Annotated in this window: 11 protein-coding genes and 1 tRNA gene; 4 read left to right on the forward strand and 8 right to left on the reverse strand. The window is 58.1% G+C overall.

Annotated features, from left to right (window positions below; genetic code table 11):
* Positions 1 to 90: 90 nt before the first annotated feature.
* Positions 91 to 483 carry a PRC-barrel domain-containing protein gene (locus tag GGE33_RS12485; protein ID WP_183823496.1) on the reverse strand — a complete coding sequence of 131 codons (393 nt, stop codon included), beginning with the start codon at positions 481 to 483 and terminating at the stop codon, positions 91 to 93.
* 231 nt (positions 484 to 714) lie between these two features.
* On the opposite strand from GGE33_RS12485, the gene GGE33_RS12490 reads away from it, so the two are divergent.
* From GGE33_RS12490 to pgi, 3 genes are all read left to right on the forward strand, one after another.
* On the forward strand, positions 715 to 2,409 hold the full coding sequence (locus tag GGE33_RS12490) for a long-chain fatty acid--CoA ligase (RefSeq protein ID WP_183823498.1): 1,695 nt from the start codon (positions 715 to 717) through the stop codon (positions 2,407 to 2,409).
* 199 nt (positions 2,410 to 2,608) lie between these two features.
* On the forward strand, positions 2,609 to 3,856 hold the full coding sequence (locus GGE33_RS12495) for an alpha/beta hydrolase (protein ID WP_148148332.1): 1,248 nt from the start codon (positions 2,609 to 2,611) through the stop codon (positions 3,854 to 3,856).
* A gap of 108 nt (positions 3,857 to 3,964) precedes the next feature.
* Positions 3,965 to 5,590 carry a glucose-6-phosphate isomerase gene (gene pgi / locus GGE33_RS12500; RefSeq protein ID WP_183823500.1) on the forward strand — a complete coding sequence of 542 codons (1,626 nt, stop codon included), beginning with the start codon at positions 3,965 to 3,967 and terminating at the stop codon, positions 5,588 to 5,590.
* Between the two features lie 75 nt (positions 5,591 to 5,665).
* Here the strand turns inward: pgi and GGE33_RS12505 are convergent, their stop codons facing one another.
* The 4 genes from GGE33_RS12505 to pyrC all read right to left on the reverse strand — a co-directional run bounded on the left by GGE33_RS12505 (position 5,666) and on the right by pyrC (position 9,842).
* A complete protein-coding gene (locus GGE33_RS12505) occupies positions 5,666 to 6,592 on the reverse strand; it encodes a carbohydrate kinase family protein (protein ID WP_183823502.1) in 927 nt (308 codons plus the stop codon).
* A gap of 57 nt (positions 6,593 to 6,649) precedes the next feature.
* The gene (locus GGE33_RS12510) at positions 6,650 to 7,345 is read right to left on the reverse strand and encodes an orotate phosphoribosyltransferase (RefSeq protein ID WP_183823504.1); all 696 of its coding nucleotides are present in this window, start codon (positions 7,343 to 7,345) and stop codon (positions 6,650 to 6,652) included.
* A 147-nt stretch (positions 7,346 to 7,492) separates the two neighbouring features.
* Positions 7,493 to 8,674 (reverse strand): GGDEF domain-containing protein, encoded by a 1,182-nt coding sequence (locus GGE33_RS12515; protein ID WP_183823506.1) that lies wholly within the window; start codon positions 8,672 to 8,674, stop codon positions 7,493 to 7,495.
* A 127-nt stretch (positions 8,675 to 8,801) separates the two neighbouring features.
* On the reverse strand, positions 8,802 to 9,842 hold the full coding sequence (gene pyrC, locus GGE33_RS12520) for a dihydroorotase (protein ID WP_183823508.1): 1,041 nt from the start codon (positions 9,840 to 9,842) through the stop codon (positions 8,802 to 8,804).
* Positions 9,843 to 10,090: 248 nt separating this feature from the next.
* Between pyrC and GGE33_RS12525 the strand changes: the two genes are divergently transcribed.
* Positions 10,091 to 11,014: a tetratricopeptide repeat protein gene (locus GGE33_RS12525; protein WP_183823510.1), complete on the forward strand. Its 924-nt coding sequence runs from the start codon at positions 10,091 to 10,093 to the stop codon at positions 11,012 to 11,014.
* Between the two features lie 4 nt (positions 11,015 to 11,018).
* Here GGE33_RS12525 and GGE33_RS12530 read toward each other — a convergent pair whose 3' ends face one another.
* From GGE33_RS12530 to GGE33_RS12540, 3 genes are all read right to left on the reverse strand, one after another.
* Positions 11,019 to 12,059 carry a 4-hydroxyproline epimerase gene (locus tag GGE33_RS12530; RefSeq protein WP_183823512.1) on the reverse strand — a complete coding sequence of 347 codons (1,041 nt, stop codon included), beginning with the start codon at positions 12,057 to 12,059 and terminating at the stop codon, positions 11,019 to 11,021.
* A gap of 207 nt (positions 12,060 to 12,266) precedes the next feature.
* Positions 12,267 to 12,343: transfer RNA gene (locus GGE33_RS12535), tRNA-Arg, on the reverse strand.
* 135 nt (positions 12,344 to 12,478) lie between these two features.
* Positions 12,479 to 13,975 (reverse strand): ATP-binding protein, encoded by a 1,497-nt coding sequence (locus GGE33_RS12540; protein ID WP_183823514.1) that lies wholly within the window; start codon positions 13,973 to 13,975, stop codon positions 12,479 to 12,481.
* Positions 13,976 to 14,092: the final 117 nt, after the last annotated feature.

Here is a 14,092-nt window from a genome sequence, read left to right on the forward strand (position 1 = left end):
CCAAACCGCCTTGGCGGGACCGTGCCAGAATAGGCTTAAGCAAACGAAAAGAGGCCCGCGTGGGGCCTCTCTCAGAACGATCAGATCGGATTACATCCAGTAAGGCGGAACGCCGTAATAGTCGTAAACCTTCCGGTCATTTGCTCGATAGAAACTATCGTCGTCGAGATCGTGATATTTCGGAGCACCGGTAATCTGATCCTTGGTCAGGTCGATGCGGTAACCGTCGAGCTGTTCGTCATAGTGCAGCTTTTCCCATGGCAGCGGGTAATAGTCATCGCCGATGCCAAGGAAACCGCCGAAGCTCAGGACCGCATAACTGACACGGCCGCCGCGCTTTTCGAGCAGAATGCGTTCGATCGAGCCGATCCGCTTACCGTCGGCGCCATAGACTGCAGTGCCCTCAACCTTATCACTGGCGATCAGCGAAGGCGTATCCTTCACATACGGATCCTGACCTGCACGGGGTTCCTGATGCAACATGACGTACCTCCTTTGATCTTTTCGTCATGTGAATAGAACTTCCCCCCACGGCAATCGTTCCCGAAAATCTTCTCGGCCTGCGACAATTGACGCTTACGTTAAAGTCATCTAGCTGTTCGAGAATGGACCAGTCTTTTCCGGTTCCTGTGAATGACCTAATATAGGCTTTGGAGAAGTGGAGGACTTTTCCATAGCCTTCAGGTAAGGGCAACGAGCATGGAGGATGCTCTCATGAACGAACAGGTGGCGAGAGCCCCGACGAACCCGCGCAAGATCTGGCTGAAGTCCTATCCGCCCGGAGTGCCCGAAGAGATTCCGCCGCTGGCTCATCGCTCGCTCGGGCAGCTTTTCGAGGAGAGTTGCGCCCGTTATGGTGACCGGCCCGCCTTCACCAGCATGGGAAAATCGCTGACATTCCGTCAGTTGGAGGCCGAAAGCCGCAGAATAGCCGGCTGGCTTCAGGCCAAGGGGCTGGAGAAGGGCGACCGCGTAGCGGTGATGCTACCGAACGTCCTGCAGAACCCGGTGATCGTCTACGGCATTCTTCGCGCCGGCTTGGTGGTCGTCAACGTCAATCCGCTCTATACGCCGCGCGAGCTTGAATATCAGCTGAAGGATTCCGGTGCGAAAGCGCTGTTTCTGCTGGAGAATTTTGCCGCAACCGCGCAGCAGGTGTTGCCTGCGACAAGCGTCAAACATGTCGTCGTTGCGACGATGGGCGACATGCTGGGCGTCAAAGGGCATATCGTCAATCTGGTCGTGCGCAAGGTGAAGAAGCTGGTACCGGCATGGTCGCTGCCCGGCCATTCCAGCTTCAGGACCGTACTCAATGAAGGCGCAGGAACGACGCTGAGGTCGATTGACGTCGGCCCGCATGATGTCGCTTTTCTTCAATATACCGGCGGAACAACCGGCGTATCCAAGGGCGCCATCCTCACCCATGCCAACCTTCTCTCCAACAAGGAGCAGATGGGAACATGGCTGGAAACCGCCTTCCTCAACAAGCCGCGCCCGGAGCAGCTGCAGTTCCTCTGCGCGCTGCCGCTCTATCACATCTTCGCACTGACGGTGAATTCGCTGATGGGGGTTGCGACCGGCAGCCATAACCTTCTGATCGCCAATCCGCGCGACATCCCGGCCTTCGTCAAGGAATTACAGAAACACCCCGTTCACATCTTTCCGGGACTGAATACGCTGTTCAATGCGTTAATGAACAATGCCGACTTCCAGAAGCTCGACCACTCGTCGTTGATCCTCGTCTTCGGCGGCGGCATGTCGGTGCAGCGGCCGGTCGCCGAGCGCTGGCTGGCAATGACCGGCTGCCCGATCACGGAAGGGTACGGACTTTCCGAGACCTCTCCCGTCGCGACCGCCAACCGGCTGGATACCAAGGAATTTTCCGGCATGATCGGCCTGCCGGTCTCGTCGACCGAAATTGCGATCCGGGACGATGACTGCCATGATGTCGAACTTGGCGATGTGGGCGAAATCTGCATTCGCGGCCCACAGGTGATGGCGGGCTATTGGAACCGGCCGGATGAAACCGCAAAGGTGATGACGCCGGACGGCTTTTTCCGCACCGGCGACATGGGCTACATGGACCGCCAGGGCTATGTCAAAATCGTCGACCGCAAGAAGGACATGATCCTGGTTTCCGGCTTCAACGTCTATCCCAACGAGGTCGAGGAAGTGGCGGCGATGCATCCCGGCGTGCTGGAGTGTGCAGCAGTCGGCATTCCCGACCCGAATTCCGGCGAGGCGGTGAAACTGTTTGTGGTGAAGAAGGACCCGAACCTGAGCGAGGCGGATCTCAAGGCCCATTGTGCCGCGAACCTGACCAACTACAAGCGGCCGCGCGTCATCGAATTCCGCGATCTGCTGCCGAAATCCAATGTCGGCAAGATCCTGCGGCGGGAGTTGCGGTAAGCACCTTATTTCCGCGCAATTCCGGACGCAAAACCGGTTTCCACTTTTGCTGGCATTGCTCCAGCGCCGTTGCAACACGGCGACAGGTCAGAACCAAGAGTGACTTGTCGCTGTCATCTCCTCCGTTTAGCAGTGGACGGCACCTTCGCGCTCAACTACTCACGAGCTGTGGTGCCGGGGATAAGCTGTTGGAGTTCGCTTGCAAAACCGTGCCGGATTTTCGTTTCGCCTGATTGCCGTTGCTTCGCTCGTCGCTGCGCTTTCGAGCTGCGCCGGCAGGCCCGAAGGCGTGCTCATTCCGACTGCTACTGCGTCCGTTCCCGATACCTCGACCGTCGATGTGCTGGTGGCGACAACCCGCAAGCCGACCGAAGCGCCCGGCATCCTGTTCTCCGGTGAACGCGGACGAGAACCCTCCGTCACTGAAATCAAGGTTTCGATACCGCCCGACAGCGCACGTGAAGTGGGTCAGGTGCAATGGCCGAAAAAGCTTCCTGCCAACCCCGCCAAGGAATTCGCCACGCTTTCGGTCACCCCGCTGCAGATCGGCGGTGCGCGCAACTGGCTGCATCATAACCTGCCCAAGAGCCGCAGGGTGATGGTCTTTGTCCACGGGTTCAACAATCGCTACGAGGATGCCGTCTATCGCTTTGCGCAGATTGTTCATGATTCCAATACGGACGTGGCGCCGGTACTTTTCACCTGGCCGTCGCGCGGCAGCATCTTTGCCTATAACTACGACAAGGAAAGCACCAACTATTCCCGCGATGCGCTGGAGAACATGCTGCGTCAGCTTTCTACCGATCCTGCGGTCGGCGAAGTGACGATCATGGCGCATTCCATGGGGTCCTGGCTCACGGTCGAGGCGCTGCGCCAAATGGCAATCCGCGACGGTCGCGTGGCGCCCAAGATCCAGAACGTCATTCTGGCCTCGCCGGATCTCGATGTCGACGTGTTCGGCCGGCAGTTTGCCGAGCTTGGTCCCAAGCACCCGCACTTCACCCTTTTCGTATCGCAGGATGACCGGGCTCTCAGCCTGTCCCGGCGGATCTCCGGCAATATCGACCGGCTGGGCCAGGTCGACCCGACTGTCGAGCCGTATCGCAGCGAATTCGAGAAAGCCGGAATCGTTGTGCTGGACCTGACCAAGCTCAAGGGCGGCGACAGGCTGAACCATGGCAAGTTCGCCGAAAGCCCGGAAGTGGTGAAGCTGATCGGAAACCGGCTGATTGCAGGGCAGACCGTGACCGACAGCGATGTCGGGCTTGGCGAACGACTGGGGGCTGTGGCGCTCGGCACCGCACAAACCGTGGGCGGCGCAGCGAGTGTCGCCGTCAGCACGCCGATTGCGATCTTCGACCCGGCAACACGGCGCAGTTATAACGATCAGGTCGGCCGTTTCGGACAGGCAGTCGGCAACACGGTGGAGACGGCCGTCGGCCAGTGAAATGGACAATTGACTGAGCCGTTACGCAAAAGACGCAACGGTGACGCTTGATTTGAACAAGAAAGCGAATAGGTTCCCCTGCATCATTCTGCAGAATGCGAGGAAATCATGCAGACCATCGTCCAAGAGCTCAAGGCAACCGCAGACGCTACCAAGGCGACGGACATTCGTGCCGCTTTCGCCAGGGATGCGGGCCGCTTCGAAAAATTCAGCGCCCGCTTCGATGATCTCACCATGGATTATTCCAAGACCGCGGTGAACGAGGAAATCCTCACGCTGCTTGAGAAGCTAGCCGATGCCGGCGGCGTGGCGAAGAAGCGCGAGGAGATGTTCTCCGGCGTCGCCATCAACTTCACCGAAGACCGCGCAGTGCTGCATACGGCGCTACGCAACCGGTCCAACACGCCGGTTCTGGTCGACGGCAAGGATGTCATGCCGGACGTCAATTCCGTTCTGGCAGCGATGGGCAAGTTTGCCGATGGCATCCGTTCCGGCGCCTTGAAAGGCGCAACCGGCAAAAAGATCACCGATGTCGTTAATATCGGCATTGGCGGTTCGGACCTCGGCCCGGTCATGGCAACGCTGGCGCTCGCTCCTTACCATGACGGCCCACGCGCGCATTTCGTTTCCAATGTCGATGGCGCGCATATTGCCGATACGCTGAAGCTGCTCGATGCGGAGACGACGCTGTTTATCGTTGCGTCCAAGACGTTCACGACGGTCGAGACGATGACCAATGCGGCCACGGCCCGCAGGTTCATCGCGGACAAGCTGGGCGATGCCGCCGTAGAGCATCACTTCTGCGCCGTCTCCACCGCGCTCGAGAAGGTGGCGGCCTTCGGCATTGATGCAGAGCGGGTCTTCGGCTTCTGGGACTGGGTCGGCGGCCGTTATTCGATCTGGTCGGCTATCGGCCTGCCGCTGATGATCGCTATCGGGCCGGACAATTTCGGCAAGTTTCTTGATGGCGCACATGCGATGGACAAGCATTTCCGCGAGGCACCGGTTCGTGAAAACCTGCCGATGCTGCTGGGCCTGATCGGCTTTTATCATCGCAACGTTCTGGGTTACCCGACCCGCGCGATCCTGCCCTATGACCAGCGCTTGCTCCGCTTCCCGGCCTATCTACAGCAGCTCGATATGGAATCGAACGGCAAGGGCGTGACGATCGACGGTACGCCGGTCGAGGGCAATTCCGGCCCGGTCGTCTGGGGCGAGCCCGGCACCAACGGCCAGCACGCCTTCTACCAGCTGATCCACCAGGGCACGAGCATCATTCCGGCCGAGTTCATGATCGCGGCAAACGGATTCGAGCCGGAGCTTCGCCATCAGCACGACCTGTTGATCGCCAATTGCCTGGCGCAGTCGGAAGCGTTGATGAAGGGCCGTACTTTCGAGGAAGCGAAAGCCCAGCTGACCTCCAAGGGTATGGAGGACAAACAGGCCGACTTTATCGCGCCACACCGCGTGTTTACCGGCAACCGTCCGTCGATCACCTTCGTGCATGACAAGCTGACGCCGTTTGCCTTCGGCCGCCTCGTAGCGCTCTACGAGCACCGCGTTTTCGTCGAAGGCGTGCTGTTCCGCATCAACTCCTTCGACCAGTGGGGCGTGGAACTGGGCAAGGAACTGGCGACTGGCCTGCTTCCGGTCGTCGAAGGCAAGGAAAGCGCCGCCGGCCACGATTCCTCGACTCAAGGGTTGGTGAAGACGCTGGCTGGCCTGAAGAAGTAAGCTCGTTACAATCAAACAAAAAGCCCTCCGGAAGGACGTTCCGGAGGGCTTTTTTATTCGCTGCGGAAGGCTCGATTACAGCCCGATCTCGTTTGCAAAGGGTGGATTTGCCCCCGCCCGCGAAACCGTCACGGCGGCTGCCTTGGCGCCGAGGGCGAGTGCCTTAGCAATCTGGTCTTCGGTGAGGCTTGCGACCTGGGCCTTGGTCAGCAGGTTCTGCATCTTCAGCGACGCGAGAATACCGGCATCGAATGTGTCGCCGGCGCCGACCGTATCGACGACCGTCACCCGTTCACTCGGAACCGTTACCTTGTGATCCGCCGTATAGCCGACAGCACCTTCGGCACCGCGGGTGACGACAACGAGCTTTGCGCCGTGATGCAGCCAGTGGCGGGCGAGCGTATCCTCGTCGCCTTCCAGGCCGAACCAGGCGAGATCCTCATCCGAGAATTTTACGATATCCGACATGGCGGCCATGCGTCGGATACGGGCGAGATGAGCCGCCTTGTCCTTGATAAAGCCGGGGCGGATGTTCGGATCGAGCGAGATGACGCGCTTTTCATGCTCGCGCAGCATCAGCGCCTCGTAGGTCGAGCCGCAGGGTTCGGGGATCAGGCTGATTGCGCCGAAATGCAGCGCCTCGCATTCGTCTCCGATTGCCGGTAGGTCGGCCTCGGTGATCATGCGGCCAGCGGTGCCTTCGTCGTAAAAGGCGTAGGTTGCATGACCATTCACCAGCTTGACGAAAGCGATGGTCGAGGGCCGCGAGGCGATGGCGCAATAGCTGAAGTCGACATTGCTCTTGCGCAGCGTCTCGCGCAGGATGTCGCCCATCATGTCATCAGCCAGACCGGTGAAGAAGGCCGTCGGGACACCCAGACGGCCTAGAGCAATCGCGGTGTTGAAGACGGCGCCACCGGCATAGGGCGAAAACGCCGGTTCGCCGAGCGTCGTCTCACGCGGCAACATGTCGATTAAAGCTTCGCCGCAGCACAGGATCATCGATTTCCTCCCGAGATCATTGTTTCGCCCATCGATACCTGAGCTTTTATATCATTGCTAGAGCGAAAGCTCAGCTACACCACCATTGCGACCCGACCACGCCAATGGCGCGTCGAGGAAGGATTCGACTTCCGTAAAGGTCTTTTCGTCGAACAGCTTCTGCTCACGGGCAACAGCCAAAACGTTGCGCCATGTGGCGATGTAATTGAACTGAACCTTGCCATTGGCAAAACGCTCGGCGACCTGCGGATACATGTCGTAGAAGAACAGCGACATACCATGGTCAACCACGCCGCCTGCTGCGCGGATGGCGTCGATGAAGGTGAACATGCCGCCGCCGACCGTGACGAGGTCTTCGATGACGAGGACACGGGCCCCCTCCGGCAGATGGCCTTCGATCTGCGATGCACGACCGTGGCCCTTGGGCTTCTTGCGGACATAGATCATCGGCAGGCCGAGGCGTTCCGACAAAAGGGCAGCGAACGGAATGCCCGCAGTTTCACCACCCGCGATACAATCGAACTTCTCAAAGCCGGCTTCGCGCAAAGCGGTGGCTGCGGCAAAATCCATAATGGTGGAGCGAACACGCGGGAAGGAAAGCAGCTTGCGGCAGTCGATATAGACGGGGCTCATCATGCCGGAGGAGAACTTGTAGGGCTTGTCAGCGCTGAAATGCACGGCTCCGATTTCCCAGAGCATCTTTGCCATCAGTTCGGCCATTACGTTCCGGTCGGTAAATGTGGTCTGGATCATGCGCCCGCTCCTTAATCGCTGCTTTTCTTTATTCGCAAGTCCGAACGCGAAACTGCTGCAGATTTTCGCTGGACATTGCTTCAAACCACGCGCCGCAATAGCAGCATGGTGTCAGATACGCCAGCGGATAGATTAGCGATGAAATTTTCAGGCTGAAGTGCGGCTGTCAGGCGCAGGGGGAACCGACCGCAGGTAGGATGCGATCTCGACACGATCGCGACCGGCATCCTTTGCTTCGTAAAGAGCGCCATCAGCAAGATTCAGGACCGTTTCGAACGGCAAACCTTCCGGGGCACCCACTGACACGCCCGCACTTACCGTGCAGCGAAGGAGTTTTCCGTCTATGGCGATGTCCCGGGCCGCAAAACGCATACGCACCGCGTTGGCGATCCTTTCAGCGCGACCGGACATGACTTCGCCGACAACCATGGCAAACTCCTCGCCACCCAGCCGTGCTGCGGATCCGGCCGGAACCATTTCCGACAGCATGTCCTGCGCAAAAAGTTTCAGAACCTCATCGCCTGCGGAATGGCCGAACCGGTCGTTGATCGACTTGAACCGGTCGATATCGAAGACGATCACGGCGGTCGACGCATTCAGCTTGCGTCCGCCATACTGATCGAACAAGGCGCGACGATTGATGAGGCCGGTCAGGGCATCGGTCATCGCCTCATGCCGGTGAAGGGCAGCCATACGCCACTGATGAAGCGCCAGCGACAAGGCGCCAATGCCGGTCATGCCCGCGATGCAGATGCCGATATTGAGATTTTCCGCCCAGTTTACCGGCGGTTCACCCAGGCTCAGGCGGCCATCCGCAATGAGAACACCGGCACAAAGCGCGAAGGAGAAACCGCTGACACAATAAAGAACGACCATGCCAAGCAAAGGACCAGGAGCCTCTTTGCGTGCCGTCCAGTATTGGCACCCCGTGCCGACAAGAAGGGTGGCCGTCAGGACATTCATGATGATCAGGCCGAGCCCGTCGAGCCCGACGAGAATTAGCGGCATGCCAAGGGCAAGGCTGACAAAGGACAAAGTGCCGGCCAATCGCCAGGGTGACATTCCCGTACGGAATTGCACGGATGCCGCGTAAATTGTGGAAAATCCGCTCATGAACAGAGCGTAGGCTATGGCGGCAGGCGTAACACCTGATCGGGCCGTGAACGTGCTGTAGACAATAATGCCGGCCACAACGAGGCAAAGCGAAATTACCAGCGTCAAAAGGAAAGAGTCCGTCCGGCGGGAAAACCAGGTGCCGAACAAGGTGACCATCAGACATGCAGCGGATACGCCGAGAGCAAGCAGAAGAGACTGATAGTCGAGCATCATGCCGGAATTCTCTTCGAAGATTTATTCAATAAACGAGCAGAAGCTAAGATGAGAATCTCTCCAGATTATTACCTTTGGAGAGCTACAACTCGAATAAATATCAACCCGGCAGGAACAACCAGTAATTTCAGTCTAAGACATTCCAGAAGATCTGGAAGCCCGGGTCGAAAACGGTGATTGCACCGGCGCCGGTATCGCGTTTTGCAGGAAACTCGACCTGAACGTCCTGCTTCTCAAGCGTGATCTTCTCTTCGTTCGGCTGAAGCCCGTACCATGCCGGACCATTCAGCGATGCAAAGGCTTCCAGCGTTTCCAGAGCATTATCCTGCTCGAAGACATGAGCAAGGCAGCTCATCGTGTTCACCGAAGTATAGATGCCGGCGCAGCCACAGGCACATTCCTTCAACGGGTCGACATGCGGCGCGGAATCCGTGCCAAGGAAGAAACGATGGTCGCCGGATGTCGCAGCGGCCCGCAAGGCTAGGCGATGGCTCTCGCGCTTGGCGACCGGCAGGCAGTAATAATGCGGGCGGATGCCGCCGACCAAAATGTCGTTGCGGTTGATGATCAGGTGATGCGTAGTGATCGAGCCTGCAAGGTTCGCCTTGGACGACTTGATGTAGTCGATACCGTCCGAGGTGGTGACATGCTCCATCGTTACCTTCAGTTCCGGAAGCCGCTTGCGCAGCGGATCAAGCACCGTCTCGATGAACACCGCCTCGCGATCGAAGATGTCGACTTCGGGCGTCGTGACCTCACCATGCACGCAAAGCGGCAGGCCGATCTTCGCCATGCGCTCCAAAACCGGCATGGCCTTTTCCAGATCACGCACGCCGCCATGGGAGTTGGTCGTGGCGCCCGCAGGATAGAGCTTCACGGCAGTAATGAGACCGCTCTTCTTGCCTTCCTCCACATCATCCGGGTTCGTATGCTCCGTCAGATAGAGGGTCATCAGCGGCTCGAACCTATGCCCTTGCGGCAGGGCAGCCATGATACGTGAGCGATAAGCTGTGGCATCGGCCGTGGTCACGACCGGGGGAACGAGGTTCGGCATGATGATCGCACGGGCAAAGTGACGGCTCGTATCGCCGATCACGCCCTCCAGCACTGCGCCATCCCGCAGATGGAGATGCCAATCGTCGGGGCGGCGAATCTGGAGCGTTTTCATGGAGCTGTTCCGCTGAGTGTTTTGGGGATGCCGATCCCGCTTAACATCAAAGCAGACGCAAAGACAATCTCACGCCCATTCCGAGAACACCGGAACATCCAATCGATGCCGACAATATCACGCTAAACTTCACGAAATCGTGCGGATTACAGAGGCTCTGAAAGGACACTCGATGCGAATACGCGGAACAAGCACACGAGTGCTGCGTTCATTAAGCAATCTGAAAGTGTTTTGAGTCGGAGCGAACAATGAAATCCCGGACTCTGAAAGTCAACAAGGGTTTTGCGATTACCACAGGTGCCGCTGTCGCGCTTCTTGCGCTGACTGTCTCACCTGATGCTGCCGAGCGCAACAACCTCCTTCTTGCCTCGGCGCAGCAGGGTGATTGCGATCGCCTGGCAGGCAGCCCTTACGACCAACAGCGCAACGGCGATTTTGCGCCTGTCAACATTGCCGACATAGGCAATCAGGCCGTTCAGGCATGCCGCATCGCTTTCGATACGACAGGGAACCCGCGTTTCGCGTATCAGCTGGGCCGAGCGCTCAATAGCGTCGACCAGCCCGATCAGGCGATGAATGCCTACAGCACGGCGGTAAAGGATGGTTACGCGGCTGCCATGGTGAACTATGGCATGCTTATGGGTCGTCTCGGCGACGACAAGGCTGAGTTTGCGTATTATCAGCAGGCTGCCGACAGCGGCAATACACTTGCCGCGTATAATCTCGGCGTTGCCTATCGCGATGGTCTGGGCACGCAGCCGGATGTCGACAAGGCGCTTCAATGGTTCGAGAAAGCTGCCGCTGACGGCGATGACACGGCGGCGTTCAATATTGGTGCCATCTATGACGAAGGCCAACTCGTCCAGGCTGACGACCAGACTGCAATCGCCTGGTACGACCTTGCTGCGCAGCGCGGCAATACTGACGCGATGATCAATCTTGGCATCATGTATGAGACTGGCGAAGGCATTGCGGCCAATGCAGAAAAAGCTGCCGAAATGTATCGTCAGGCTGCAGAAAAAGGCGATATGTTCGGCGCTTCCAAATACATGCAGTTCCAAGAACTGGGTGTTGTGCCTGCTCCTAACCACCAGGGCGTCGAGGGCGTAAGCTCGCTGGTGCTGAAACAAGGTGATGTCGAAGCGCCTGCCAAGATCGGCAGCGAGATCTGATAGATCAGATTATCTCGCCGGCAGAAGGTCCCCAAACGTCGGTCATTGCAAAACCATCGGCCAACGGATCGAACGGGTCGAGTGCGACCTGATGCAGGCCGAAGGTAAACCCTCGACCGGCGATCGTCGGGATGATGGCGGGCTTTCCCGCAACCTCGGTTTCGGCGGAAAGTCCCACTTCGAACTGCGTCCCAATAATCGAGCGTGATAGGAACATATCACCCACCGCCACCTTGCCGCGGGCGTGCAACGTTGCCAGATTGGCGGAGTTGCCTGTACCGCATGGCGAACGATCAGCCCTGCCCGGCCACATGGTCGTGCAGGTACGCACCGTGCCATCGGCTTCCGTATCGCGGAACATTACATAAGCGACGCCGGAGATTGCCGGGATTTCCGGGTGGGCCACAGGGATCTGGCGGTTGATCAGATCCTTCAGAATCATGCCGGCCTGCACGAGGGCAGCGGCATTCTTCTTTTCGATGGTGAGGCCGATCTGGGATACGTCGACGAGACCGTAAAAAATGCCGCCATAGGAAATATCGAGCGTGATCTCGCCCCATTCCGGCGTCTGAAGCTTCACGTCCAGCTCATGGACGAAGGACGGGACCATTGTGAGCTTCACCTTTTCGCACCGGCCGTCGCGGCAAGTGGCGACAGCCCGTACGAGGCCAGCCGCCGTTTCCAGCGTGACGACGGTTTCCGGTTCCTTCATCTCGACGATACCGGCCTCCAGCAGCGCCGTGGTGGCGCAGATCGAGTTGGAACCGGAGCTGGCATGCGCCTGATCCGGCTGCAGGATGATGAAGGCGGCATCAGCATCCGGATGTTTTGGCGGCAGGAGAAGATTGACGGAACCGATCGGGGTGCCGCGCGGCTCAAGGCAAAGGAAGCGGCGCAGTTCCTGCCCCTTGGGATCGGAATTCATCCATTCCAGCTGCTCGGCAACGGTATTGCCCGGGATTTTAGGAACCCCGCCAATCGCCACGCGACCGATCTCGCCTTCCGCATGAACATCCAGCAACTGGATCGTACGCTTCCATCTCATCTTCCGAACTCCGCATGGATCGCGGTCGATTCGACGACTGCGACGTTTCCCAATCACAAGTTCGCATTGGATAGCGCAAGGCATATGCCATGCCTATTGGCATTGTCAGGAATCAGATGAGGAAAATGCGACTAAAAAACGAAAAAGCGTCGGATCGAAAACCGATACAGATGCACTTTAATTCTGATTTTCAATTGAAAAGTGAAATGGCGCACCCGAAGAGATTCGAACTCCTGACCCCCAGATTCGTAGTCTGGTGCTCTATCCAGCTGAGCTACGGGTGCGTCTGTCAGCGGTGTGTTCCGCTGGCGTGGCGATCCTCTAAAGGGTGCCGAGAAGGATTGCAAGCGATTTTCCCTGGCTTGATGTCATTTTATCTTCGCAAATTCATCAAGCCGTTGTTTTCAAATAATAATTACTCACGCCCTGGCGCGATAGTCCTCCAAAGAGACCGGACGGTCGGGAATTTCGATACGGAATTGCGTGCCCGGACCTGGTTTTTCAACGAGCGCGATCGTACCGCCATGCGCCAGCACCAGCTCGCGCGCAATGACCAACCCCAACCCTGTTCCGCCAGAACGTGCAGAGCCCCTGAAGGCCGAGAAGAGATTCTCCCGCGCCTTGCGCGGCATGCCCGGCCCGGTGTCATCAACGGTGATGCTGACGACGCTGCCGAGACGATGTGCCGTCAGTGTGACACGCCGCACAGCTTTGGGATCATTGGCATCATGCGTGAGCAACGCCTGGACGGCGTTACGGCACAAATTGTGGACCACGCGGAAAATCTGCTCCCCGTCGCAATCGACCTCCACGCCTTCCGAGATCTGTTCGACGAATTCTATGCCCGAGTCAGGATCGATGGCCAGCATGTCACGCACTTCCTGGCACAGGTCGGTCAGGTTTACCCGGCGGCGGCGCGGAGCAGCTTCCGATGCCTGACCATAGGCCAGGACCTCGTTGGTGTATCCGACGGCCCTGTCGATGGTGCGTAGTAGTTTTGGCGCAAAACTTCTGACCATCGGGTCTTCGACATCCGTCAGGCGGTCCGACATCAATTGAGCGGAAGCAAGGATGTTGCGCATGTCGTGATTGATCTTCGATACAGCCAGACCAAGATCGGCAAGGTTCTTCTGTTGCTTCAAAGTCCTTTGAAGCTCGACCTGCATTGCCGCAAGATGCCGCCCTGCGACGGCCAGCTCGCCGCGAGAACGATCGGCGGAGAAAACCCGGGAAGGGTCATCGGGCCGCTCTGAAAAAAGCTGCATATTGTGTGTCAGTCGCCGGATCGGTGAGATCATCATGCGATTGATTGCGAGGAATATAAGCACTGCCGTGATCAACGAAATCAGCAAGGAGATGAGAAACATCATCTTCGAGTAGATCAGCATATCCTTGCGAAGGGCGTTATCAGTCATGACCAGTTCGATGATCATATCGCTTTCACCAACCGGACCGAAAACACGCATCACCCGGTTACCACCGAACACAAGCGTATCCAGCGCATCACGCATGGAGCTCAGCATAGACGTGTGAGCAAGATCGTATTGAGCGTCGATCTCCGGCGGAACCTCGATTGCGGCCAGAAGCCGGGACGTTCCATCCTTGCGCAACGCGATGACCTTTGTTCCGGTCGCCAGCAGTGTGTCGTCCTGTACGGCACGCGGCAATTCGGCAGGCTGCAACCCGTCGATCACGATTCCCGCGGCGGCGGCAGTATCCAGGCGATCACGAAGCCAGTTCATGCGCATGCCGGAGATCGATGGCATGAAAATCAGGATTTCTGCCATCATGACGAATATCACCGTCAGCCAGAGCAACCGCCCGGAAAGACCGCGCAGAATGGTCGGCATCGGCTCCGGTCCGGCGCCGTCCGGCCATGTCCCCTGACGTTCCGAGGTGTGAACCTCGCTATCCATACGGATCTCCAATTTCAGCCACGGGTTTCAACTCCGCGTGTATGCGACCATTTTACCGCGTCACCAAGATTTGAACACCCCGCGCAAACGCAAAAGGCGGAGGCAAAAGCCGCCTCC

Source organism: Aliirhizobium cellulosilyticum, assembly GCF_014198105.1.
GTDB lineage: Bacteria > Pseudomonadota > Alphaproteobacteria > Rhizobiales > Rhizobiaceae > Neorhizobium > Neorhizobium cellulosilyticum.